Here is a 22,532-nt window from a genome sequence, read left to right as displayed (position 1 = left end):
GACGGGGTGTGGGCGGGTCAGGCGGGGGCTTGGCAGAACAAGGTCTGCTGCATGATGGCGCAGTCCTTCTCCACCCCGCCGTCGAGCATCGATATCTCGACGCTGGTGACGGTCAGGGTGCGGCCCGGCTTCAACACGCGGGCGCGGGCGATCATCACCTCGCCCTTGGCCGGCGCCATCAGATTGACCTTGAACTCCACCGCCAGGACCTCGCTGCCCGCCGGCATCAGCGTGTAGCCGGCGTAACCCCCGGCGTTGTCGGCCAGCGTGCTGACCATGCCCGCGTGGAAAAAGCCGTGCTGCTGCGTCAGGTCGGCGCGGAACGGCAGGCGCATCTCGCAGAAGCCAGGCTCCAGCCGCGTCAACTCGATCCCCAGCGTCTTGCAGATCGGCTGGCGTTCGAAGCCGGCGCGGCAGCGCGCCTCCCAGTCCGGATCGCGCGGTTCGAAGGTCTTGGGCACGTCTCGGGTCTCTCTGATTGTGTTCGGGCGGCCCTTACCCTGCGCCAGCCTTACGTTCCGATCAAGCCGAGCTGCGGGCTCGACGCCTCCGCGAAGGCGCGTTTCGGCATGCGCCCGGCCAGACGGGCCGCCCGCCCCGCCGCCACCGCGTCGCGCATCGCCGCCGCCATGCGCACCGGATCGCGCGCCTTCGACACGGCGGTGTTCAGCAGGACGGCGGCGCAGCCCAGCTCCATCGCGAGGGCGGCGTCCGACGCCGTGCCGATCCCGGCGTCCAGGACCACAGGCACCGGGCTGCGCGCGCAGATCGTCTCGATGGCGTGCGGGTTGCGGATGCCCAGGCCGGAGCCGATGAAGGCGCCCAGCGGCATCACCGCCGCCGCCCCCAGGTCGGCCAGCTTGCGGCAGGTCACCGGATCGTCGTTGCAGTAGGGCAGAACGGTGAAGCCGTCGGCCACCAGCTCCTCGGTCGCGCGCAGCAGCTCCTCGACGTCGGGATAGAGAAGCTCGCGGTCGCCGATGACCTCCAGCTTGATCCAGTCCACGCCCAGCGCCTCGCGGGCGAGCTGCGCGGTCAGCACCGCCTCCTTGGCGGTCAGGCAGCCGGCGGTGTTGGGCAGCAGCCCGGCGCGGTCGCCGATGACATCGACGAGGCTTTCCGAGTAGCCGTCCAGGCTGATGCGTCGGATAGCCAACGTGACCAGTTCGCTGCCGCTGGCCTCCAGCGCGTCGAGCATGACCTGCTGGTTCGGATAGCCGGCGGTGCCGAGAAACAGGCGCGAGCGGAACTCACGGCCCGCTATGGTGAGCGTGTCGTTCATGGGTGTTTCCTTGGATGTCGGACCCGCGCTGTGGCGGGCGAGTCGTTCAGCCGCCCTGCACGGGACGGATGATTTCCAGGGCGTCGCCCGCGGACAGGGGCGTCTCGTCCCAGCGGCGGAACGGCAGAACGGCACCGTTCAGGGCGACAGCGACTCCGCGCGTGCCTGCGGCGATGCCGCGTTCGGCCAGCAGGGCGGCGACGGTCGGAACGTTCAGCTCCTCCTCCCGCCCGTTGACGCGGATGCGGGCGCTCATGCCGCGGCTCCCTTCGGCTGGGCGAAGCGGTCGAGCGCGAAGGGGCGGATCACCGGATCGGCGTCCCCGGTCAGGATCAGCCGCGCGATCGACTCCGCGGTGACCGGGGTCAGCAGGATGCCGTTGCGGTGGTGCCCGGTGGCATAGACCAGCCCCTCCACCTCCGAGAGGCCGAGGATCGGGGCGTCGTCGCGGGTGCCGGGGCGGAAGCCGGCCCACGCCTCCTCGATGGGCAACTCGGCGATGCCCGGCAGGGCGCGCCACGCCCCCTCCAGCAGGGCGAACTGGCCCCCGGCGGTCAGCCGGTCGTCGAAGCCGCGCTCCTCCGTGGTGGCGCCGACCAGCAGCCGCCCGTCCAGCCGCGGGATCAGGTAGGTACCGGGAGTCCACACCACATGGCGCAGCAGCGGCAGGCGGGCGTCCATGCGCAGGCAGAGCATCTGCCCCTTCACCGGACGCACCGGTGGACGAACCGCCGGGGACAGCCCGTCGATCCAGCCCGACCACGCCCCGGCGGCCAAGACCACCCGGTCGGCCTCGAACAGCCGGTCCCCGACTTGGACGCCAACGGCCCGGCCGCCGCGGACCTCGATGCGGGACACCTCGGCGTACTCGTGCACCACGGCGCCGGCCCGCAAAGCAGCGGCGTGCAGGGCGGTGGCGACCTTGCGGTTGTCGACCTGATGGTCGCCGGCGCAGAACAGCGCGCCGGCCACGCCGGGCTGGAGATAGGGCTCGCGCCGCCGCACCTCCGCCCCGCTCAGCCATTCCACCGGCAGGCCGAGCTTGGTCTGGAAGTCGTGCAGGAAGCGCACCTTGGCGGCGTCGTCGGCGTTCAGCGCGATGACCATCGTGCCTTCGCCGCGCAGGTCCACCGCCAGGCCGGAGGCGGCCTCCAGCTCCGCCGCGAAGGCGGGCCATAGGTCCTGCGAGGCGCGGGTCAGCGGCAGAAGGCTCTCTTCGCCGGGTTCCGTCTCCACGCAGGCGGCGAGCATCCCGCCCGCGGCGTGGCTGGCGCCCCGGCCGGAAGCGCCACGGTCGAAGACCTCGACCCGGCAGCCGGCGGCGGCCAGCCTCCAGGCGATGGACAGGCCGATCACCCCGGCACCGATCACGGCGATGGAGGGCCCTCCAGAAACAGAAAGAGCAGAATCAGAATGAAATGAGGGCGCGGATACCATGCGGCGGCTCCCTTCGCTGGCATTATCCAGACAGGTTCGATGGGTGTGATCTCAGCCGCGCGAGCGCATCCCGCACGGCACCCCAGCCAATGCCCGGATCATCCGGAAGAGAGCCGCCTTTGGCAAGCCCCTTTTCGTTGGTCACAGCAACAAAAGCGACGCCAGCCCCAGGAAGGACAGGAACCCGATGACGTCGGTCATGGTGGTCAGGAAGACCGAACTCGCCACCGCCGGATCGACTCCCAGCCGGTCCAGCCCGATGGGAATCAGCACCCCGCACAGGCCGGCGACGAACAGGTTGATGACCATGGCGCAGCCGATCACGAGGCCGATCATCGGCTCGAACCAGGTCGCGGCGATGGCCCCGACCAGCGTGGCGAAGACGGCGCCGTTGAGCAGGCCGACCAGAACCTCCTTCCCCACCACGCGGGGGGCGTTGGAGGACGACAGCTCGCGCGTCGCCAGGGCGCGCACCGCCACGGTCAGCGTCTGGGTCCCGGCGTTGCCGCCCATCGAGGCGGTGATCGGCATCAGCACGGCCAGCGCCACGATCTGCTCGATGGTCGCCTCGAACAGCGAGATGACGCCCGCCGCCGCGAAGGCGGTGAACAGATTCAGCCCCAGCCACGAAATGCGCGAGCGCGAGGTTTCCAGAACCGAGCGGTAGATCGAGGTGTCGCCGACGCCGCCCAGCTTGCCGATGTCGTCCTCGGCCTCCTCGTCGATGATGTGGACCACGTCGTCGACGGTGATGACGCCGATCAGCCGCCCGCCGGCGTCCACCACCGGGGCGGAGACCAGGGCGTACTGGCGGAACAGGTTCGCCACCTCCTCCTGGTCCATGGTGGCGGGGATGGTGTCCACCTCCCCCGTCACCAGATCGGCGATGCGGACCGACCGCTTCTGGCGCAGCAGGCGCGACAGCGGCACCGCCCCGACCACCCGGTGCATCGGGTCGACGACAAAGATGTCGTAGAAATCCTCCGGCAGCTCCTCGGTGGCGGCGCGGACGTAATCGATGGTCTTGCCGACCGTCCAGAACTGCGGCACCGCCACCAGATCGCGCTGCATCAGGCGGCCGGCGGTGTATTCGTCGTAGGTCAGGTTCTCCTGGACCAGCGCGCGGTCGGCGGCCGGCAGATTCTCCAGCACCTCGCGCCGGGTGTCCTCGTCCAGGTCCTCGATGACGTCGACGGCGTCGTCGGTGTCCAGCTCCGCGACGGCGGCGGCCAGTTCCTTCGGCTCGAACAGCTCGACGATTTCTTCGCGCAGATCGTGATTGAGGTAGCTCAGCACCTCGCCGTCGAAGTCGGGACGCAGGACGCCGATCAGCGCCTCGCGGTCGTCGTGGCCCAGCTGCTCGATCAGGTCCGCGACGTCGGCGGGGTGCAGCCGGTCCAGTTCGGCCCGCAGCTCGTCGCGCCGTCCGGCGTGCAGCCGTTCGACGACCCCTTCGACGAACTCCGGCTCCACACCATAGGCGCGCTCCTCCTCGCCGTCCTCGCGGGGCGGGTCGGGGCGTTCGACCGGGTGCGGCACATCGTCCTGGATACGATCCGGTTCCTGGCGGTCGGTGTGCATGGCGGCACCCTCCCTTCACGATGGCAATGCGGCGTGACGGCATGGTCCTGCGATCGGCCGACCATGGCGCACCGGCGTTTGCGGGTTGGTGGGGAGCCCTCGCGGGTTCCCGCCGGGGCGACCACCGAATATAGGTGTGCCGCCCTTTTGTCCAGTCCGGCGGGCCGGTTCGGGGCCTGCGGCCCTGCGCGCAATTGCTTGCGCGGGCTTCACAATTCGTGCACCCATAATGGGCGCGGGGCTTTTGACCTCGCGCAGCCCGAGAAGAACCGACACCACCGGCCAGCGGATGTGACGATGGAGTACGCCTACACCGACATCGACGGTCAGGAGGGGATCATGCTGTCGGGGCGTTTCACCTACGACGACAGCCGCAAGTTCCACGACCTGCTGGCGGACTGGGACATCGGCGCGCGGCCCGAGGTGCGGCTGGACCTGCGCTACATGACCTTTCTGGACTCCGCGGCGATCGGCATGCTGTTCGTCCTCGCCAACCGCTGCCGCGACGCCAAGGGGCTGGTGACGGTGCACAACGCGCAGCCCTACATCGTGCAGACCATGCGCCGCGTGGCACTCGACCAGTATGTGGAGTTCCGCTGAGGGGGAACTGCCTGGAAAGGGCGGTCCCGATCGGGTGGCCCGAAAACGAAAAAGCCCGCTGTGGTCCGACGGACCGGCGGGCTTTTCGTTTGTTTGCCAAATCCCCCATTTCGGGGGGATGGTGCGGTCGAGAAGACTCGAACTTCCACGGCATCTCTGCCACAGCGACCTCAACGCTGCGCGTCTACCAATTCCGCCACGACCGCACAAGGCTGGTAGAACCGACGTCGGGATCACTCCCGTCATCGGGTGGAGCGGGGGAATAGCAGATCCCCGATGACCGATCAAGCGGCGTCTCGCGTTTTTGCCAAAGAAAGTTCATAACGTCGGCATGACCGACCTCACCGCCCCCGTTCCGCCGTTCGCCGATGCCCGTGACGATGCCGTTCCCGCCGCCGATACCACCCCGGCGCGGGCGGTGGAGTGGCGCATCAGCGACACGCCCGTCCCCTACCCCGACGCGCTGGCCGAGATGGAGGCGCGCGTCGAGGCCATCCGCGCCGGCACCGCGCCGGAGCTGGTCTGGCTGCTGGAGCACCCGCCCCTCTACACCGCCGGAACCAGCGCGCGGGAGGAGGACCTGCTGGAGCCGGGCCGCTTCCCCGTCTATCAGGCCGGGCGCGGCGGCCAGTTCACCTATCACGGGCCGGGGCAGCGTGTGGCCTATGTGATGCTGGACCTGAAGACGCGCGGCGCCGACATCCGCGCCTTCGTCCAGGATCTGGAGGAGTGGCTGATCCGCACGCTGGCCGCCTTCAACATCCGCGGCGAGCGGCGGGAAGGCCGCGTCGGCATCTGGGTGGACAAGCGGCCCTACGGCGGCGCCCCCGGCCAGGAGGACAAGATCGCCGCGATCGGCGTGCGGGTGCGCCGCTGGGTCAGCTTCCACGGCGTCGCCCTGAACGTCGAGCCGGACCTGTCCCACTTCGCCGGCATCGTCCCCTGCGGCATCAGCGAGCATGGCGTGACCTCCATCGTGGCGCTGGGCCATCTCGTCGCCATGGAGGATGTGGACGCCGCCCTGATGGCCAGCTTTGCGGAGGTCTTCGGCGGTGCAGTCGGGGGCGGCGGGCCGGAGGAGGACTGACCCCTACCGTTTCGCCGCCCCGGCGGGCTGCGCGTTGTTCAGGACGCGCAGATCCTCGTTGGTGATCGACACGACGGTGCAGCCGGTGCTGTCGCCGTTGCGGAACAGGTAGATCAGCTTGCGGTTCGCCTGCTTCTTCGGGTCGTGCAGGTTCAGGCCGTGGCCGAAGGCGACGCCCAGGACCTCGCCCTTGAAGATGGCGCGGTAGCGCATGGGCATTTGTTCCCGGAACTGGCGGGAGGCGCAGGCTTTGCTCAGCTCCTTCTCGAAGGTCCCGGCGTGCCGCCAGTCCTGGGTGGAGCGGATCGTCACCCATTGCGGCGGCAGCGGGAACTGGACCACCGGCGGCGACAGCGGCAGGTCGTAGCCACCGGGCGGCACCGGCGGCATGTGCCCCGGCTCCGTCCGGTCGAGCGGCCCCTTGGCCCAGGCGGCTCCGGTTGCCAGCAGGCTGAGCGACAGCAGGACGCCGCACAGGAGCCGGAGCGCTGATTCTGGCCTTTTGCCGCTCATCCCGACCCGCTTGCCCCCTCCCTAACCCTCCCCCGCTGTCGCAGGGGAGGGGACTGCCGCCGCTCCACATATCCCCCTCCCCTGCGCAGCGGGGGAGGGCCGGGGTGGGGGCAAGGCGATGCATCCCCTCATCCACACCCGACAGCCTAGCCCCGCATGGCTAACAGAACGCTAAAGCGAACTTCCGTTCGCTTTAGACTCATATCGCCTCATTCGCCAGCGGGCTCCGGTCGCATGTGCGACCGGGACCGCCGCCGCGGTCCAAAGCGGATTGCAATCCGCTTTAACCATCCCCAGCCGTCACAGCGTCGGGCGCTGCTCGAAGCCCCCCGGACCGGGATCGCGGGCCGGCTCGACGGCGATGTCGCTGACGATGGCGGCGGAAGGGCCGCGGCGGCAGGCTTCCAGCATCCGGTCGACGGCGTCCGCCGGGCCGGCGAACAGCGCCTCCACCGTACCGTCGCCACGGTTGCGCACCCAGCCGGCCAGCCCCAGCCGATTGGCCGTGTCCATGGTCCAGCCGCGGTACCAGACGCCCTGCACCTTGCCATGAACGCGGGCCAGCACGGCCTTGCGGGTTTCCTCGTCCGCCATTCCCATCCCCGGTGTCGTTTTCCTACGGTCGGGACAATAGGACAGGGGCCGGTTCCGAAAAACCCGGCGCTGCCCCTGCGCCCTCCCCTCCTCCAATGAACAGTGCCGCCAACCATTCGTCGGCGTATCATCCGTGCATGGCGGGGCGCGGGATCTCCTGTGACCGCCGGGCCGCGACAGCGAAGGCCGCGACCGGGCACGGGCGGGCTCGCACCCCCTGAACGAACGGTTCGGGAGGAACGGACATGACCATCCGAAACCCTGCGGAATGGGGAGCGGCCCATTTCAAATCCTGGTCCCATGGCTTGGCCGAAGCGGGCCACGCCATCGCCCCACCGGCGCGGGAACGGGCGACGCTGGAGCCCACGGTGCGGCGCATCCGCGGTGACGACCTGCGCGAGGCGCTGCGAAAGGGGCTTCATGATTTCATGGCCTGCCGGACCGACGTCCTGTTCATCGCCCTGATCTACCCGCTGGTCGGGCTGCTGCTGGCCGAAGTCCTGCTCGACGGCGACGCGCTGCACCTGCTGTTCCCGCTGGCCTCCGGTTTCGTGCTGATCGGCCCCTTCGCCGCGGTCGGCCTCTACGAGATGAGCCGCCGGCGCGAGCGGGGCGACCGCGTGTCCTGGGCCGACGCCTTCGCGGTGGCGCGCTCCCCGGCCTTCGGCGCGATCCTGGCGATGGGGGCGATCCTGACGGCGGTGTTCCTGCTGTGGCTGGTGGCGGCGCAGCTCGTCTACATGGCGACTCTCGCCCCGCTGGCGCCGGAGGGTTGGAGCGCCTTCGCCCAGGCCCTGTTCACCACCCGCGCCGGCTGGAGCATGATCGTGCTGGGGGTCGGCGTCGGCTTCCTGTTCGCCGTTCTGGCGCTGGCGATCAGCGTGGTCAGCTTCCCGCTCCTCATGGACCGCCGGGTCGGGGTGGCGACGGCCATCCGCACCTCCGTCCGCGCGACGCTGCGGAATCCCGAGCCCATGGCACTGTGGGGCCTGATCGTGGCGGGCGGGCTGCTGCTCGGTTCGCTGCCCGCCTTCGTCGGGCTGGTGATCGTCATGCCGGTGCTCGGCCACGCCACATGGCACCTTTACCGGCGCCTGATTCCGGAATGAAGCGGTCGGGCTAGCCGCAGGCCGGCACCTGCAGGGCGGGCAACCCGTTCCACAGGATGGCGACCAGCGATCCCGCGGCGGCGAGCGCGGTGAACAGGCGGATGAAGCGGCGCGGGTCCTCGCTGGTCCGTCGGCCCGGCGCGGCGCCCCACAGCGCCGCCGCCAGCACGCCCGCGGCCAGCAGCAGGGCGACCGCCGTGGCGCCGAGGACCAGCACCACCGCGACGGAGTGGCCGTACAGTTCCACCCCGTCCCACTCGCGGGCGCAGATCAGCCCGTTGATGCCGTAGACCGCCGCGAAATGGACCGCCCAGATCAGGAAGGCTGACATCATCCCGGTGAAGGTCGCGGTGAACGCCGTTTTTTCCATGGCACGCCTCACACGGCCAGACGCGGGAACAGATGCACCAGCAGGAGCGACACCACGCCCTGCCCGCAGGTGTAGAGCCACACCAGCATCACATTGTCGAAGGTGACGCGGCGCCGCGCGTGCAGCCGCCCGGCGAAGGAGCGCGCCAGCGCGAGGCCGGTCATCAGGACCAGGATCACGACGTGGAAGACCTGCCAGGAGGCCAGCATGTAGACGATGGCGCCATAGGCAGTCTCCGACGCCACGAGGCCGCTGGCGATGCGGTTGTAGGGCTCGGCCACCGCGGCGGCCAGCATCAGCAGGAGGCCAGCGAGCAGCGCGCCACGCATCGCCCAGTTGCGGTTGTGGGCCACGGCGCGGCTGGCCAGCAGCATCGCCCCCGCCGCCACGACCCAGAGCCCCACCTCGCCGAACAGCCACCCCAGCCCCGGCAGGGCGTCGGTGCCCACCGGCCAGACGTCGGGGCTGACCGTCCACAGGAAGACGTAAGTGAAGCACAGGCAGGCGAACGCCGTCCCGTCCACCAGCAGCAGGACCGCCGTCCCCCACCAGGAATGGTTCTCCGACCCCTGGAGATAGACCGGCACCCGCCAGCCGCCGCCGACGTCCTGCGGCGGGTGGTCGGCCCCCTTGTCCAGGCTCCACACCCACCAGAAGACCGAGGCGATGGCCAGCACCCCCGGCACCAGCGACACCCAGTAGAGCTGCACGGCCAGACAGATGAAATGGGCGGCGGTGAACAGACCGGCCAGGAAATGGCTCCAGTGCGGGCCGGGCATCGGCATCAGATACTGCGGCCGGGCCTCGATCGGGCTGGTCACGATGGTCTCGCGGCGGCGAGTCGGGGCGCCGGGCAGGTAATGGGCGCCCTCCTGCACCTCGCGCGACAGGTTGGGGTTGTCCCACAGCGGGTAGAGGGAGCGGACGTGCGGGATGCTGCGCGTCGCGTAATCGTCGTTCGGAATCCATTCCAGCGTTCCCGCCTTCCACGGATTCTCCGGCGCCGGGCGGCCCCGGCCGAAGGCGTCGCGCGCCATGTCGATCAGCACCAGCAGGACGCCGAAGGCCATCACGAAGGCCCCGACGGTCGAGATCATGTTCAGGACGTTCCAGCCGAGATCCCCCGGGTAGGTGTAGACGCGGCGCGGCATGCCCATCAGGCCGCTGACATGCATGGGGAAGAAGGCGACGTTGAAGCCGATGAACATCATCCAGAAGGCCCAGCGCCCCAGCCGCTCCGACAGCATGGTGCCCTTCATCGTCGGCCACCAGTGATACAGCCCGGCGAAGACCGGGAAGACCATGCCGCCGATCAGCACGTAATGCAGGTGCGCCACAATGAAGTAGCTGTCATGGGCCTGCCAGTCGAAGGGGATCACCGCCACCATCACGCCGGTCAGGCCGCCGGCCACGAAAATGAACAGGAAGCCCAGCAGGAACCACGTCGCCACCGTCCATTGCAGCCGCCCCTTGCCCAGCGTGGCGATCCAGGCGAAGACCTGGATGCCGGCGGGTACCGACACGGCCATGCTGGCGGCGGAGAAGAAACTCAGGCTCAGCGGCGGGATGCCGGTGGCGAACATGTGGTGCACCCACAGGCCGAAGCTGAAGAAGCCCGTGCCCACCAGCGCCACCACCACCCAGTCGTGGCCGACCAGCGGCCGCTGCGCCAGCGCCGGCACCATCATCGACACCAGCCCCGCCGCCGGCAGGAAGATGATGTAGACCTCCGGATGGCCGAAGAACCAGAACAGGTGCTGCCAGAGCAGCGGGTCGCCGCCCCGCTCCGCGATGAAGAAGGGCCAGTCGAAGGCGCGCTCGATCTCCAGCAGAGCGGTCGCGATGATCACCGCCGGGAAAGCGAAGACGATCATCCCGGCCATGACCAGCATCGACCAGCAATAGACCGGGATCTTGTCCAGCGTCATGCCGGGCGGGCGGGTGCGCAGGATGCCGACGATGATCTCGATGGCGCCAGCGATGGCCGAGATTTCGATGAAGCCGATCCCGAGCAGCCAGAAATCGGCGTTGATGCCCGGCGAGAATTTCATGCTGGTCAGCGGCGGGTACATGAACCAGCCGCCGTCCGGCGCCACCTCGAAGATCAGCGAGCAGAAGAAGGCCAGCCCGCCGAACAGATAGGCCCAGAAGGCGAAGGCCGACAGCCGCGGAAAGGGCAGGTCGCGCGCCGCCAGCATGGAAGGCAGCAGGAAGACGCCGATGGCCTCGACGATGGGCACGGCGAACAGGAACATCATGCCCGTGCCGTGCACGGTGAAGAACTGGTTGTAGAGGCTGTGCCCCAGCACGTCGTTCTCCGGCACGGCGAGCTGCGTCCGCATGACCAGCGCCAGCGTGCCCGAGATGACGAAGAACAGCAGCGCCGTGGCGATGTACATCACCCCGATGATGTTGTTGTTCACCTCCTTCAGCAGGCCGAGGCCGGAGGTCGGCTTCCAGGCGCGCTTCAGCGCCTCCAGCTCCTCCTTCGGGCGCGGCAGGCGGTTGGGCAGGGCGGCATCGTCGAGCGGCGGGGTCATTTCAGGCTCTCCAGCCAGACGGCGATGGCGTGCAGATCGTCGCCGCCCAGGATCGGGAAGGACGGCATGCGGTTCTCCGGCTTGATGTGCTGCGCCCCGGCGATCCAGCCGGCCAGGGCCTCCGGCGTGTTGGGCAGCGTCCCGGCGGCCAGCGCGCCGCGGCCGCCGACATGGGTCAGGTCCGGCCCCGCCGCCCCGTTGGCCGGCGTGCCGCGCACGGTGTGGCAGGACCCGCAGCCGGCGCGCAGGAAGGCGTCGCGCCCGACGGCCTGCTGCGGGCCGTCGGGTTCGGCGGCGGGACGGCGCTCGGCGGCCAGCCAGTCCTCGAAGCGGTCGGGCGGCTCCACCACCACGTCGAAGGCCATCAGCGCGTGCTGGGCGCCGCAATACTCGGCGCACTGGCCGCGGTAGGTGCCGGGCCGCTCCCCGACCAGGATCAGCCGGTTCTCGTGGCCGGGGATCATGTCCATCTTGCCGCCCAGGCTGGGCACCCAGAAGCTGTGGATGACGTCCGCCGCGGTCACCACGACCTCCACCGGGCGCCCGGCCGGGATGACGAGGCGGTTGGCGGTGCGCAGGACCTCACCGCCCTCCCCGGCCCCTTCTAAACTCACGTCGGGGTAGCGGACCTCCCACCACCACATGTAGCCGGTGACCTCGATGCGCAGCGGCTCCACCCCGCCGGTGTCCGACAGTTGCCGGGCAACAGCGAACTCGTAGACCTGAAGTGCCGTCAGCGTGACGATGGGAAAGACGAGGCCGCCGCCAATGATCCAGGCGCGGCTTCCGGGAAAGCGTTCCGGCCGGGCGATGACGGCGTACCCCGCCAGCGCCATGACGAAAAGGAAGATGACCCCGCCCCCGGCGACCAGAATCAAGGTCAGGTCGAGGATCGCCTCGGCGTTGCGTCCGGCGGGATGCAGCGCGGACTGCGGACCCCGTTCGCAAGCCGCCAGAAGCCCCATTCCGCCGGCCAGGGCCGCTCCCCGCCAGTTCCGTCTGCGTGCCTCGCTGCGGCCAGACCTGCGGTCCATGCACCCCCCTCGCGGCGTTGGCCCGCGGCGGCGGGCGTCGTCGTTGCACGGCTAAACTCACGGCAAGGCCGCAGGTTCCGCCGGAACTTCGGTCAGCGGGGGAGCATTCACTCGGGAACGAACACTCACAACCGGCGGAGCGTCCCATCCATGCGCAGAGTTCTGACGATCATCGGGCTGGTTCTGGGCGCCCAAGCGGTGGGGGGCTTCCTGTTCGCCTGGTCGGGGCTCTACAGCATCGCCGCCAGCAAGGAGCACTTGCCGCCGGTCACTTGGTTCTTCGGCATGGCGATGCGCAGCTCCATCGAGACGCACGCCGCCTTCGTCGGCGATCCGCCCGACCTCGACGACCCGGCGCTGATCCGGCGCGGCGCCGGCCATTACGAGGACGGCTGCGCGCCCTGCCACGGCGCACCGGACGTCGGCCGCAACCCGATCTCGCGCCACATGCTGCCCGCCCCGCCCTTCCTGCCGGGCCATGCTGGGGACTGGACGGACAAGCAGCTCTACTGGATCACCTACAACGGCATCAAATACGCCGGTATGCCCGCCTGGCCGGCGCAGGCGCGCGACGACGAGCCCTGGGCGGTGGCCGCCTTCCTGCGCCGGCTGGACGGCATGAGCGCCGAGGAATACCGGCGCCTCGCCTTCGGGGAGACGGCGCCGGACGGCGACCGCTCGGCGCTGAGCGATCTGGCGATGCTCGACGGCTCCGCCCGTGAGGTGCTGGACAACTGCGCGCGCTGCCACGGCTATGACGGCGCCGGGGGCGGAACCGCCGCCTTCCCGCGCCTGTCGGGCCAGAACGCCGCGTATCTCTTCCACGCGCTGAGGGCCTACGCCGAGGGCGGGCGGCACAGCGGCATCATGCAGCCGGTGGCCGCCGGACTGGACGAGTCGATCTTGCGAACCCTCGCCGACCATTATGCGGGTCAGACGGCGCCCTACCCGCCCCCGCCCGCCGACGCCGATCCGGCCCTGCTGGAACTGGGTGCCCGGCTGGCCGAGTCCGGCGACCGCGACACCGGGGTCCCGGCCTGTTCCGGCTGCCACGGCGAGGACCGCGACCCGCGCTACCCCCGCCTCGACGGGCAGCACGCGAGCTACATCGCCGACCAGCTCCGCCTCTGGCAGAGGGACGCGCACGGCGACACACCGCTGTCCAGGATCATGGGCGCCGCGGTGCGCAACCTGACGGAGGAGCAGATCCGCGCCCTGTCGCTGCACTACGCGCAGAGCCGGCCGCGGGAGACGGCGGATAATTAACAAAAATTGATGGCTATATATGCATTTTCACAAAACAAATTCACTTTCCACCTTGACCGAATGCCCACTTACATTGTAGATAAAAAGCCGGACGCCCAAGGGGGGCGCCCCGCGGCAATTTGATCGCCAGCTTGCGCCGCGTCACCAAACGCTAAAGCGCCACGATACCGGTCGTGGAACTCTGGAAGGAGTGACCGGAATGACCATGATGACCCTCCCCTCCCCAGCCGATCGGACCGGCACCGCGACGGACCTGTGTTGCCGAATGCGCAACGCCTCGTGTCGCCGCTGACCCCAGCGCGCCAACCCGTTCCGTCCAGCATCCGATCCGCATGAAACCCGCGCGCCACACCGCCGCGGGCCGAGGGAGAACACCGTCATGAGCACCTCCAACGCCTACGCCATCGAGGTCCAGGGCCGGTCCGCCGGCATCGTCGTCGCCGGCCAGGGCGGCTTCACCTTCTTCGTGTCCGACTGGTCCTTCAAGGACCTCGATCGCCAGACCTTCCGCAACGTCGGACAGGCCGAGCGCGCCGCCAAACAATTGGCGGCCCGGCGCTCCGGCGTGCGGCGGCGCTGATCGCGCGCCCGCATTTCACACCGACCCTGTGCCCGAGCCGAATATTCCACACCGCGCATAAAGGACCCGTTCCGTGAAAGCCTTTCTGACGTCCATTGTCACCGCCGCCCTTCTCACCGTTTCCACCGGCGCCGGCGCCGCGGCCCTCAAGCTCGGCGTGTCCGCCGGCCCCTATGGCGAGATCCTGGAATACACGGCGAAGATCGCCGCCAAGGAGGGCCTGAAGGCGGAGGTGATCGAGTTCACCGACTGGAACATGCCCAACGCCGCGCTGCAGTCCGGCGACATCGACGCCAACAACTTCCAGCACCAGCCCTTCCTGGACAACCAGATCAAGCAGCGCGGCTACGACATCGTGCCGGTCGCCAAGAGCATCGTCGTGCCCATGGGCATCTACGCGAAGAAGGTGTCGTCACTGGCCGACCTGAAGGAGGGGGCCAGCGTCTCCATCCCCAACGACCCGACCAACGGCGCTCGCGCCCTGTTCCTGCTGGCCAAGGCCGGGGTGATCGGGCTGAAGGACGGGGCGGGCCTGAACACCTCCATCGCCGACATCGCGTCCAACCCGAAGAAGATCAAGCTGGTCGAGCTGGACGCGGCCCAGCTTCCGCGCTCGCTGGACGACGTGGACGCCTCGGTCATCACGCTGAACTACGCGGTCCTCGCCGGGCTGAGCCCGAAGACCGCGCTGGTTCTGGAGGACGACCAGTCGAAATGGCACCTCGTCTGGGCCGTCCGCAAGGACCGCGCCGAGGACCCGGCGATCAAGCGCTTCATCGAGCTGTACCGCTCCGCCGAGGTGCGGGATTTCATCAACACGCGCTTCAACGGCACCATCATCCCGACTTGGTGATCGCCGCCGGTTGTCATAGCCCTCTCCCCTCCGCTCACGCGCAAACTTCGTTTGCGCTGACGCGACAGGCGGACCTCCGGTCCGCCGAAAGCGGGGAGAGGGTGGCCCGGAGGGCCGGTGAGGGGGTTGTGCTTTTGCCGGACATGGCGCCACGCGCAACCCCCTCACCCTGACCCTCTCCCCAGAGGGGAGAGGGAATTGCGAAAGTGATTCTTTCCAGGAAGCTCCGTCATGACCGGCCCGTTCAGCCGCACCGCCTCGATCTTCGACCGCGGCCTCGCCCCCGACCCCGCGAACCACGTCCCGCTCAGCCCGCTCAGCTTCCTGAAGCGCGCGGCGAAGGTCTATCCGGACAAGCCGGCCATCCGCCACGGCCGCCGGACCATCACCTACGCGCAGTTCCACAACCGGGTGCGGCGCTTCGCCGGGGCGCTGCTGCGGGCCGGGGTGAGGACCGGCGACACGGTGTCGGTGCTGGCGCCCAACGTCCCGGCGCTGCTGGAGGCCCATTACGCGGTGCCGCTGGCCGGCGCGGTCCTGAACGCGCTGAACACGCGGCTGGACGCCGCGGCCATCGCCTTCATCCTGGACCACAGCGAGACGAAGCTCCTCATTGTGGACCGCGAGCTGTCGCCGGTCGCCAAGGCGGCGCTCGCCCGGACGGAGCGCCCCGTCACGCTGGTGGAGATCGCCGACGAGCAGGCGCCCGACGCGCCGTCGCTGGGTGCGGTGGAGTATGAGGATTTCCTCGCCGCCGCCGACCCCGCCCCCTGGCGCGGGCCGGACGACGAATGGCAGGCCATCGCGCTCAACTACACCAGCGGCACCACCGGCAACCCCAAGGGCGTCGTCTACCACCACCGCGGCGCCTATCTGAACGCGCTGGGCAACGCCTTCACCCTGAACGTCCGGCCCGACAGCGTCTTCCTGTGGACGCTGCCGATGTTCCATTGCAACGGCTGGACCTACAGCTGGGCGGTCACCGCCGCGGGCGGCACCCATGTCTGCCTGCGCCGGGTGGAGCCGGCGGCGATCTTCGACGCCATCGCGGAGCTGGGCGTCACCCATCTGTGCGGCGCGCCGATCGTGCTGAACATGCTGATCCACGCTCCGGAGACGGTGCGGCGGCCCGCCCCCCGCCGGGTGATCGTGGGCACCGGCGGCGCCGCTCCGCCGTCGGCCGTGCTGGCCGGCATGGCGGCGCTGGGCTTCGAGGTGGTGCACATGTACGGGCTGACCGAATGCTACGGCCCGGCCACCGTCTGCGCCCCTCAAGACGGCTGGGAGAACCTCGACGCCGACGGGCTGGCCCTGCAGTTCGCGCGGCAGGGGGTGAACCACGTCGCGGTGGAGGACGCGACCGTGCTCGACCGTGAGACCGGCCGGCCGGTTCCCGCCGACGCGCAGACCATCGGCGAGATCGCGCTGCGCGGCAACACGGTGATGAAGGGCTATCTGAAGAACCCCCCGGCAACCAGGGAGGCGCTGAAGGACGGCTGGTTCCGCACCGGAGACCTGGGCGTGCTGCACCCCGACGGCTATATCGAGGTGAAGGACCGCAGCAAGGACATCATCATATCCGGCGGCGAGAACATCTCGTCCCTGGAGGTGGAGGAAGCGTTGTACCGGCACCCCGCCGTTCTGGAGGCCGCCGTGGTCGCCCGCCCCGACGACCGTTGGGGGGAGAGCCCCTGCGCCTTCGTGACGGTGAAGCCCGGCGCGGCGCGCCCCTCTGAGTCCGACATAATTCAATGGTGCCGCGACCGCATTGCGCACTACAAGGTGCCGCGCACCGTTGTGTTCAGCGATCTGCCGAAGACATCGACCGGTAAAATCCAGAAGACCGTCCTGCGCGACGCGGCCCGCGATCTGGGCGCGCGTCGGGAGGCCAAGAGCGTATGATAACCTTCGAACAGCTTCAGAAAACCTACCCGTCCCGCGGCACCGGCCAGCCGGTCCAGGCGCTCGCCGACATCGACCTGACCATCGGGCGCGGCGAGATCTACGGAATCATCGGGCGTTCGGGCGCCGGCAAATCCACGCTGCTGCGCACCGTGAACCTGCTGGAGAAGCCGACCTCGGGCCGCGTGCTGGTCGACGGGGTGGACGTCACCGCCCTGTCGCCGCGCGATCTGCGCGAAGCGCGGCACAGCATCGGCATGATCTTCCAGCACTTCAACCTGCTGTCCTCGCGCACGGTGTTCGACAACGTCGCCCTGCCGCTGGAGCTGGCCGGGGTGGCGAAGGCGCAGATCCGCGCCACGGTGGAGCCGCTGCTCGACCTCGTCGGCCTCACCGACAAGCGCGACCGCTACCCGGCGGAGCTGTCGGGCGGGCAGAAGCAGCGCGTCGGCATCGCCCGCGCGCTGGCCAGCAAGCCCAAGGTGCTGCTGTCGGACGAGGCGACCTCCGCGCTGGACCCGGAGACGACGACCCAGATCCTCCACCTGCTGGCCGACATCAACAAGCGGTTGGGGCTGACCATCGTCCTGATCACCCACGAGATCGCCGTCATCAAGGAGATCTGCCACAAGGTGGCGGTGATGGAGAACGGACGGATCATCGAGCAGGGGCCGGTCTTCGACATCTTCGCGCACCCCAGGCACGAGACGACCAAGACCTTCGTCGATCCGGTCATCAACCGCGGCATCCCGGACAGTCTGCGCGCCCGCCTGTCGGCGACGCCGGTTCCGGGGTCGAACATGGTGCTGCGCATCACCTTCACGGGGGAGCGCGCGACCTCCCCGGTGATCAGCGCGATCAGCCGCAAGCTGAACCTGGATCTGAACATCTGGCACGGCCAGATCGACGAGATCCAGGGCGCGCCCTTCGGAACGCTGGTGGTGGAGGCCATCGGCAACCCGCAGTCCATCGAGGCGGCCATCAGCCTCCTGAACGTCAACAAGCTCGGTGTCGAGGTGCTCGGTCATGCTGTCCCCGGAAATCTACGCGCTGCTGTTTAAGGCGCTTCTCGACACGCTCTACATGGTGGCGGTGTCGGGCCTCCTGGGCACGGCGCTGGGCCTTCCGCTGGGCGTGCTCCTGGCCGTCACCGGCCGGGGGGAGCTTCTGCAGAATCTCGCCTTCAACCGGGTCGCCGGCGTGCTGGTGAACATGACGCGCTCCACCCCCTTCATCATCCTGGTGGTGGCGATCATCCCCTTCACCCGCCTGATCGCCGGCACCTCCATCGGCACCGCCGCGGCCATCGTGCCGCTGACGGTCGCCGCCGTGCCCTTCATCGCCCGCATCGTCGAGGGCGCCGTGCGCGAGGTCGACCGCGGCCTGATCGAGGCGGCGCAGTCCATGGGCGCCACGCCCTTCCAGATCATCCGCAAGGTCCTGCTGCCGGAGGCGATGCCCGCCATCGCGCTGGGCCTGACGCTGTCGGTGGTCAGCCTGATCGGCTATTCGGCCATGGTGGGTGCTGTCGGCGGCGGCGGCCTGGGCGACCTCGGCATCCGCTACGGCTACCAGCGCTTCCTGCCGGAGGTCATGCTGGCGGTGGTGATCGTGCTGATCGTGCTGGTGCAGATCGTTCAATCGACGGGCGACTGGATCGCCCGCCGCGTCAACAAACGCAACCTGAAGTCCTGAGGAGTTGGAGATGTTCCGTACCCGTGTGCTCGGCGCCGCCTTCGGTCTGGTGGCCGGCATCGCGACCCTGGCGACCGCCGTCGGCGCGTCGGCCGAAGCCCTGAAGATCGGCGTCACCCCCGGCCCGCACGGCCAGATCCTGGAGAAGGTGAAGCCGCTGGCCGCCAAGGAAGGCCTCGACCTGACGGTTCTGGAGTTCTCCGACTACGTCATCCCGAATCAGGCGCTGGCCCAGGGCGACCTGAACGCCAACTCCTTCCAGCACCAGCCCTATCTGGACAACCAGGTGAAGGACCGTGGCTACGAGCTGGTCAGCGTCGCCAAGACGGTGATCTTCCCGATGGGCGTCTACTCGAAGAAGGTGAAGAGCCTCGACGAGCTGCCCGACGGCGCCAAGGTCTCCATCCCCAACGACCCGACCAACGGCGGCCGCGCCCTGCTGCTGCTCCAGGCCAAGGGGCTGCTGAAGGTGAAGGAGAGCGCCGGCCTGAAGGCGTCGCCGCTCGACATCGCCGAGAACCCGAAGAAGCTCCAGATTCTGGAACTCGACGCCGCGCAGCTCCCGCGTTCGCTGGACGACGTGACCGTGGCGGTCATCAACACCAACTTCGCCATGGAATCCGGCCTGGACCCGAACAAGGACGCCATCGCCCGCGAGGCCAGCGAGAGCCCCTACGCCAACGTCATCGCCGTCCGCAAGGCCGACCAGGACAAGCCGTGGGTCGCCACGCTGGTGAAGGTGTACCAGAGCGACGAGGTGAAGCAGTTCATCCTCGACCGCTTCAAGGGCGCCGTGGTCCCGGCCTGGTAACCCGCCGCCGGACCGGAAAGGCCCTTCCTCCAACCGGGGGAAGGGCCTTTTTCTTTGGCCGTGACGTTCTCTGGCCGTGACGCCCCACGATGGCGCGACCCGGGGAAACTCCCGTGGGGAGCTTCAAGGGCAACAATGGTTAGTGCGACTGATTTTCTGCTGAACGGAATAAATCGCGCATTCCTCTGACGGCCGGGATGAAACGGGACCTATGGTTCTGCGCCCACGGAGCACAGGCCGCAAAGGCGGCCCGCGGGCGGATCAACCTTGGGAGGAATCGATGTCCAAACGCGTTTCCCTGCTGCTGTCCACCGCGGCGGTCCTGACCATGCTCGGCACCCTGCCGGCCTACGCCGCCGACCCCGCCCTGGAAGCCAACGTCCGCAAGACGGTGAGCCCACAGACCCAGAGCTGGCTCGCCGACCCGGCGGTGGTCGACGCCGTCAAGGCCCAGAACACCGCGCACAAGGGCCTCGACCAAGCCAAGATCGACGCCATGGACAACGATTGGAAGGCGGCGGCCAAGGCCAAGTCCGCCAACCCGACTTATGACAAAATCGCCGCCAACGCCGTGACCAAGCGGCTGAAGGAGGTGACGGACAAGAGCAACGGCCGGATCGTGGAAATCCTGCTGATGGACAACCGCGGCCTGAACGTCGCCCAGACCGGCGGCACCTCCGACTATTGGCAGGGTGACGAGCCGAAGTGGCAGAAGGTCTACAGCGGCGGTTCCGACCTCTACATGACCGACCCGGAGAAGGACGCCGAGACGAACGCCATGCTGACCGAGGTCAGCGTTCCCGTACTCGACCCGGCCAGCAAGGAGAAGATCGGCGTGGCGATGATCGTGCTCGACACCAACAAGCTCGGCAACTGACGGGCCGCGGCTTCCCGCCGGCCCGTTCCCATCGCAGGGCGGCCGGTCGGGGAGCCGCTCTACCGGGCGTTCTCCACCAGGAAGCGCTGGAAGGCGTCCACGTCCAGCGGGCGGCTGATGAGAAAGCCCTGGATGCGCGTGCAGCGCTGACGGCGCAGCATGTCCGCCTGCTCCTCCGTCTCCACCCCCTCGGCGATGGTGTCGAAGCCCAGGCTGTCGGCGAGGTTCACGATGGTGTTGACGATGGCCGGGTCGGTGGCCGACTGCACGATGTCGCGGACGAAGCTGCGGTCGATCTTCAGCGTGTTGATCGGGAAGCGCTTCAGATAGGCCAGCGAGGAATAGCCGGTCCCGAAATCGTCGATGGACAGGCGGATGCCGATCCCCTTCAGCCCGTGCAGGATGGTCACCGCCTTCTCGATGTCGCCGATCATGGCGCCCTCGGTCAGCTCCAGCTCCAGCCGCTCCGGCGGCACGCCGCTGCGCTCCACCACGTCGCGGACGAAGTTCACCAGACGCGCATCCTGGAATTGGCGCGGCGACAGATTGACCGACACCGAGGCGATGTCCAGCCCGGCGGCCAGCCAGCCGGCCAGCCGGCCGCAGGCCTCCCTCAGGGTCCAGGCACCGATTTCCCAGATCAGGCCGGTTTCCTCGGCCAGCGGGATGAACTCCGCCGGGCTGACGAGGCCGCGCACCGGGTGGTGCCAGCGGATCAGCGCCTCCGCCCCGATCACCCGGTGATAGCCGCGCTGCGGCATGTCCACCTTGGGCTGGAAATGCAGCGCGAACTCCTCGCCGGTCGCGGCGGCGCGGCGCAGGTCGCTTTCCAGCCCCAGCGTGAAGCCGGTGCGCTCCCGCATGCCCGCCTCGTAGAAGACGAACTTGCATTCCGGGTTGCGCTTGGCGTGGTACATGGCGAGGTCGGCGTTGCGCAGGAGCTGGTCCGCCGTCTCGCCGTCGTCGGGGAAGAAGGCGACGCCGATCGAGGCGCCGCAGAAAAGCTCCTGGTTGTGGACGGCGAAGGGCTCGCCCATCGAATAAAGCACCTTCTCGACCAGCCGGGCGCCGGAGGCGCGGTCCACGGCGTCGGGCGCCACGATCAGGAACTCGTCGCCGCCCAGCCGGCCCACCGTGTCGGACACGCGGGTGCAGTTGCGCAGCCGCTTGGCCACCAGCTTCAGCAGGTCGTCGCCGGCATGGTGGCCCAGCGTGTCGTTCACCTGCTTGAAGCGGTTGAGGTCGAGGAAGGCCACGGCGACCTTGGTGCGCATGCGCTGGGCACGCGCGATGGCCTCCTCCAGCCGCTCGCAGACCAGCCAGCGGTTGGGCAGGTCGGTCAGCCGGTCGAAGCTGGCCTGGTAGCGGATCTGGTGTTCCTGGTACTTGCGCTGGCTGATGTCGGCGAGCGTCAGCACGTAATGCTCCAGCACCCCGCCCGGCGCGCGCACCGCCGTGACCGACAGCGAGGCCGCGAAGGCGTCGCCGGAATGGCGGAAGCTGGTCACCTCGCCCTGCCAGCGGCCTTCCGTGCGGGCGGTGCGCCAGATGTCGTCGATGAAGGCGCGCTCGTGCGAGCCGGGGGCGAAGATCACCAGCGGGCGGTGGAGAAGCGCCTCGCGCTGGAAGTCGGTCATCACCTCGTAGGCCGGGTTGACCGCCTGCACCGACAGGTCGGGGTCGACGATGAGGATGCCGTCGGCCACGCTGTCGAAGACGGTGGCGAGCAGCCGGATCTTCTCCTCGTGCTGCTTGCGCTCGGTGATGTCCTGGACGGTGCCTTCGTAGTAGCGGATGCGGCCCTGCGGATCGCGCACGCAGCGCGCGTTCTCCGAAATCCAGATGATCGAGCCATCGCTGCGGAAGACCCGCGCCTCGAAGCTCTGCACCACGTCGCGCTCCGCCATCAGGCGGGCGAAGGCCTCGCGCTTGCCGGGATCGACGTAGAGCTGGCCGGCGATGTCCGTCAGGTTGTCGATCAGGTCGGCCGGCGAGCGGTAGCCGTAAATCCGCGCCAGCGCCGGATTGACCCGCAGATAACGCCCGTCCACCGTGGTCTGGTAGATGCCCTCGACCGCGTTCTCGAAAATGCTTCTGTATTGCTCTTCCGTCTCTTGGCTCATGGATCGGGCCTCATCTGGCGCGAGAGCGTTGGCCTCAGGAAAAAGCATGCGGAGGACCTGAGCGGGCAATTGCGATGGGCGCCTCTTTTGCGCCGCAAAAAAGTAGAAGGCGGATCGCGACGCGCGTCAAGGCGGTTCGTTCTATATTTTTCACAATTGCAACAAAAGAGGCATATGACCGCCGCAGCCCACACGTTGCATCGTAACAGCGTCGGGTGGCGGAAAGGCCACAGAATCGCCCTGAACCACCGGTTCGGACCGCCGGCAAACAAAAAGGG

The 22,532-nt window shown here is 68.8% G+C and carries 22 protein-coding genes, 1 tRNA gene and 1 riboswitch; of the genes, 11 read left to right on the top strand and 12 right to left on the bottom strand.

The annotated features are described in order from the left end of the window. Positions 1 to 17 precede the first annotated feature (17 nt). The 5 genes from DXK32_RS25005 to mgtE all read right to left on the bottom strand — a co-directional run bounded on the left by DXK32_RS25005 (position 18) and on the right by mgtE (position 4,300). Complete coding sequence (locus tag DXK32_RS25005; RefSeq protein WP_114860972.1) at positions 18 to 461, bottom strand: PaaI family thioesterase; 444 nt, start codon at positions 459 to 461, stop codon at positions 18 to 20. Positions 462 to 511: 50 nt separating this feature from the next. After that, positions 512 to 1,282: a thiazole synthase gene (locus DXK32_RS25000; protein ID WP_014199888.1), complete on the bottom strand. Its 771-nt coding sequence runs from the start codon at positions 1,280 to 1,282 to the stop codon at positions 512 to 514. A gap of 46 nt (positions 1,283 to 1,328) precedes the next feature. Next, positions 1,329 to 1,538, bottom strand: a complete 210-nt coding sequence (gene thiS, locus DXK32_RS24995; protein WP_114860971.1) for a sulfur carrier protein ThiS — start codon at positions 1,536 to 1,538, stop codon at positions 1,329 to 1,331. Further along, the gene (gene thiO, locus DXK32_RS24990; protein ID WP_205215825.1) at positions 1,535 to 2,653 is read right to left on the bottom strand and encodes a glycine oxidase ThiO; all 1,119 of its coding nucleotides are present in this window, start codon (positions 2,651 to 2,653) and stop codon (positions 1,535 to 1,537) included. The genes thiS and thiO overlap by 4 nt, the downstream gene beginning before the upstream one ends. Positions 2,654 to 2,710: 57 nt before the next feature. Beyond that, positions 2,711 to 2,814: riboswitch (TPP riboswitch) on the bottom strand. Positions 2,815 to 2,860: 46 nt separating this feature from the next. Next, complete coding sequence (gene mgtE, locus DXK32_RS24985) at positions 2,861 to 4,300, bottom strand: magnesium transporter (RefSeq protein WP_114860969.1); 1,440 nt, start codon at positions 4,298 to 4,300, stop codon at positions 2,861 to 2,863. A 297-nt stretch (positions 4,301 to 4,597) separates the two neighbouring features. Here mgtE and DXK32_RS24980 point away from each other — a divergent pair, with 297 nt between their 5' ends. Then, entirely contained in the window at positions 4,598 to 4,900 is a 303-nt protein-coding gene (locus DXK32_RS24980) for an STAS domain-containing protein (protein ID WP_014199893.1), read from the top strand. A 119-nt stretch (positions 4,901 to 5,019) separates the two neighbouring features. On the opposite strand, the gene DXK32_RS24975 is transcribed toward DXK32_RS24980, so the two are convergent. Beyond that, a tRNA-Leu gene (locus DXK32_RS24975) sits at positions 5,020 to 5,106 on the bottom strand. A gap of 125 nt (positions 5,107 to 5,231) precedes the next feature. Here DXK32_RS24975 and lipB point away from each other — a divergent pair. Then, positions 5,232 to 5,987: a lipoyl(octanoyl) transferase LipB gene (lipB, locus tag DXK32_RS24970; RefSeq protein WP_114860968.1), complete on the top strand. Its 756-nt coding sequence runs from the start codon at positions 5,232 to 5,234 to the stop codon at positions 5,985 to 5,987. A 3-nt stretch (positions 5,988 to 5,990) separates the two neighbouring features. On the opposite strand, the gene DXK32_RS24965 is transcribed toward lipB, so the two are convergent. Both DXK32_RS24965 and DXK32_RS24960 read right to left on the bottom strand, forming a co-directional pair. Further along, a complete protein-coding gene (locus DXK32_RS24965; RefSeq protein ID WP_247877329.1) occupies positions 5,991 to 6,500 on the bottom strand; it encodes a hypothetical protein in 510 nt (169 codons plus the stop codon). 300 nt (positions 6,501 to 6,800) lie between these two features. Continuing rightward, positions 6,801 to 7,094: an acylphosphatase gene (locus tag DXK32_RS24960; protein WP_114860967.1), complete on the bottom strand. Its 294-nt coding sequence runs from the start codon at positions 7,092 to 7,094 to the stop codon at positions 6,801 to 6,803. Between the two features lie 245 nt (positions 7,095 to 7,339). Here DXK32_RS24960 and DXK32_RS24955 point away from each other — a divergent pair, with 245 nt between their 5' ends. Then, entirely contained in the window at positions 7,340 to 8,203 is an 864-nt protein-coding gene (locus tag DXK32_RS24955) for a DUF2189 domain-containing protein (RefSeq protein ID WP_114860966.1), read from the top strand. 10 nt (positions 8,204 to 8,213) lie between these two features. Here DXK32_RS24955 and DXK32_RS24950 read toward each other — a convergent pair whose 3' ends face one another. Genes DXK32_RS24950 through coxB form a run of 3 tightly spaced genes read right to left on the bottom strand, consistent with a single transcriptional unit; the run spans position 8,214 to position 12,147 of the window. Next, positions 8,214 to 8,573 carry a hypothetical protein gene (locus DXK32_RS24950; protein WP_114860965.1) on the bottom strand — a complete coding sequence of 120 codons (360 nt, stop codon included), beginning with the start codon at positions 8,571 to 8,573 and terminating at the stop codon, positions 8,214 to 8,216. A gap of 8 nt (positions 8,574 to 8,581) precedes the next feature. Next, the gene (gene ctaD, locus DXK32_RS24945; protein ID WP_114860964.1) at positions 8,582 to 11,113 is read right to left on the bottom strand and encodes a cytochrome c oxidase subunit I; all 2,532 of its coding nucleotides are present in this window, start codon (positions 11,111 to 11,113) and stop codon (positions 8,582 to 8,584) included. Then, on the bottom strand, positions 11,110 to 12,147 hold the full coding sequence (coxB, locus tag DXK32_RS24940) for a cytochrome c oxidase subunit II (RefSeq protein WP_114860963.1): 1,038 nt from the start codon (positions 12,145 to 12,147) through the stop codon (positions 11,110 to 11,112). The genes ctaD and coxB overlap by 4 nt, the downstream gene beginning before the upstream one ends. A 150-nt stretch (positions 12,148 to 12,297) precedes the next feature. On the opposite strand from coxB, the gene DXK32_RS24935 reads away from it, so the two are divergent. From DXK32_RS24935 to DXK32_RS24900, 8 genes are all read left to right on the top strand, one after another. Further along, on the top strand, positions 12,298 to 13,413 hold the full coding sequence (locus tag DXK32_RS24935) for a c-type cytochrome (protein WP_114860962.1): 1,116 nt from the start codon (positions 12,298 to 12,300) through the stop codon (positions 13,411 to 13,413). 379 nt (positions 13,414 to 13,792) lie between these two features. Next, on the top strand, positions 13,793 to 13,993 hold the full coding sequence (locus DXK32_RS24930) for a hypothetical protein (RefSeq protein ID WP_040138044.1): 201 nt from the start codon (positions 13,793 to 13,795) through the stop codon (positions 13,991 to 13,993). Between the two features lie 73 nt (positions 13,994 to 14,066). Then, a complete protein-coding gene (locus DXK32_RS24925) occupies positions 14,067 to 14,846 on the top strand; it encodes a MetQ/NlpA family ABC transporter substrate-binding protein (RefSeq protein ID WP_114860961.1) in 780 nt (259 codons plus the stop codon). A 231-nt stretch (positions 14,847 to 15,077) separates the two neighbouring features. After that, positions 15,078 to 16,748 carry an acyl-CoA synthetase gene (locus DXK32_RS24920; RefSeq protein ID WP_114860960.1) on the top strand — a complete coding sequence of 557 codons (1,671 nt, stop codon included), beginning with the start codon at positions 15,078 to 15,080 and terminating at the stop codon, positions 16,746 to 16,748. Further along, complete coding sequence (locus tag DXK32_RS24915) at positions 16,745 to 17,809, top strand: methionine ABC transporter ATP-binding protein (protein ID WP_114860959.1); 1,065 nt, start codon at positions 16,745 to 16,747, stop codon at positions 17,807 to 17,809. The genes DXK32_RS24920 and DXK32_RS24915 overlap by 4 nt, the downstream gene beginning before the upstream one ends. Next, positions 17,775 to 18,443 carry a methionine ABC transporter permease gene (locus tag DXK32_RS24910; RefSeq protein ID WP_104675398.1) on the top strand — a complete coding sequence of 223 codons (669 nt, stop codon included), beginning with the start codon at positions 17,775 to 17,777 and terminating at the stop codon, positions 18,441 to 18,443. The genes DXK32_RS24915 and DXK32_RS24910 overlap by 35 nt, the downstream gene beginning before the upstream one ends. A gap of 10 nt (positions 18,444 to 18,453) precedes the next feature. After that, positions 18,454 to 19,254, top strand: a complete 801-nt coding sequence (locus DXK32_RS24905; RefSeq protein WP_114860958.1) for a MetQ/NlpA family ABC transporter substrate-binding protein — start codon at positions 18,454 to 18,456, stop codon at positions 19,252 to 19,254. A 280-nt stretch (positions 19,255 to 19,534) separates the two neighbouring features. Further along, positions 19,535 to 20,131: a PDC sensor domain-containing protein gene (locus DXK32_RS24900; protein WP_114860957.1), complete on the top strand. Its 597-nt coding sequence runs from the start codon at positions 19,535 to 19,537 to the stop codon at positions 20,129 to 20,131. Between the two features lie 59 nt (positions 20,132 to 20,190). Here the strand turns inward: DXK32_RS24900 and DXK32_RS24895 are convergent, their stop codons facing one another. Then, the gene (locus DXK32_RS24895) at positions 20,191 to 22,254 is read right to left on the bottom strand and encodes a putative bifunctional diguanylate cyclase/phosphodiesterase (RefSeq protein WP_114860956.1); all 2,064 of its coding nucleotides are present in this window, start codon (positions 22,252 to 22,254) and stop codon (positions 20,191 to 20,193) included. Between the last annotated feature and the right edge of the window lie 278 nt (positions 22,255 to 22,532).

The sequence above is a fragment of the Azospirillum brasilense genome, from assembly GCF_003349955.1.
Lineage (GTDB): Bacteria > Pseudomonadota > Alphaproteobacteria > Azospirillales > Azospirillaceae > Azospirillum > Azospirillum brasilense_B.
The sequence above is the reverse complement of the archived record's forward strand: the minus strand, read 5'-3'. Positions and strand labels throughout refer to the sequence as shown.

Excerpts from the sequence above, each read along its gene's own strand:
- DXK32_RS25000 (WP_014199888.1), bottom strand. The coding sequence starts at position 1,282 with ATGAACGACACGCTCACCATAGCGGGCCGTGAGTTCCGCTCGCGCCTG.
- thiS (WP_114860971.1), bottom strand. The coding sequence starts at position 1,538 with ATGAGCGCCCGCATCCGCGTCAACGGGCGGGAGGAGGAGCTGAACGTT.
- mgtE (WP_114860969.1), bottom strand. The coding sequence starts at position 4,300 with ATGCACACCGACCGCCAGGAACCGGATCGTATCCAGGACGATGTGCCG.
- DXK32_RS24980 (WP_014199893.1), top strand. The coding sequence starts at position 4,598 with ATGGAGTACGCCTACACCGACATCGACGGTCAGGAGGGGATCATGCTG.
- lipB (WP_114860968.1), top strand. The coding sequence starts at position 5,232 with ATGACCGACCTCACCGCCCCCGTTCCGCCGTTCGCCGATGCCCGTGAC.
- DXK32_RS24965 (WP_247877329.1), bottom strand. The coding sequence starts at position 6,500 with ATGAGCGGCAAAAGGCCAGAATCAGCGCTCCGGCTCCTGTGCGGCGTC.
- DXK32_RS24960 (WP_114860967.1), bottom strand. The coding sequence starts at position 7,094 with ATGGCGGACGAGGAAACCCGCAAGGCCGTGCTGGCCCGCGTTCATGGC.
- DXK32_RS24955 (WP_114860966.1), top strand. The coding sequence starts at position 7,340 with ATGACCATCCGAAACCCTGCGGAATGGGGAGCGGCCCATTTCAAATCC.
- DXK32_RS24950 (WP_114860965.1), bottom strand. The coding sequence starts at position 8,573 with ATGGAAAAAACGGCGTTCACCGCGACCTTCACCGGGATGATGTCAGCC.
- ctaD (WP_114860964.1), bottom strand. The coding sequence starts at position 11,113 with ATGACCCCGCCGCTCGACGATGCCGCCCTGCCCAACCGCCTGCCGCGC.
- coxB (WP_114860963.1), bottom strand. The coding sequence starts at position 12,147 with ATGGACCGCAGGTCTGGCCGCAGCGAGGCACGCAGACGGAACTGGCGG.
- DXK32_RS24935 (WP_114860962.1), top strand. The coding sequence starts at position 12,298 with ATGCGCAGAGTTCTGACGATCATCGGGCTGGTTCTGGGCGCCCAAGCG.
- DXK32_RS24930 (WP_040138044.1), top strand. The coding sequence starts at position 13,793 with ATGAGCACCTCCAACGCCTACGCCATCGAGGTCCAGGGCCGGTCCGCC.
- DXK32_RS24920 (WP_114860960.1), top strand. The coding sequence starts at position 15,078 with ATGACCGGCCCGTTCAGCCGCACCGCCTCGATCTTCGACCGCGGCCTC.
- DXK32_RS24915 (WP_114860959.1), top strand. The coding sequence starts at position 16,745 with ATGATAACCTTCGAACAGCTTCAGAAAACCTACCCGTCCCGCGGCACC.
- DXK32_RS24910 (WP_104675398.1), top strand. The coding sequence starts at position 17,775 with ATGCTGTCCCCGGAAATCTACGCGCTGCTGTTTAAGGCGCTTCTCGAC.
- DXK32_RS24905 (WP_114860958.1), top strand. The coding sequence starts at position 18,454 with ATGTTCCGTACCCGTGTGCTCGGCGCCGCCTTCGGTCTGGTGGCCGGC.
- DXK32_RS24900 (WP_114860957.1), top strand. The coding sequence starts at position 19,535 with ATGTCCAAACGCGTTTCCCTGCTGCTGTCCACCGCGGCGGTCCTGACC.
- DXK32_RS24895 (WP_114860956.1), bottom strand. The coding sequence starts at position 22,254 with ATGAGCCAAGAGACGGAAGAGCAATACAGAAGCATTTTCGAGAACGCG.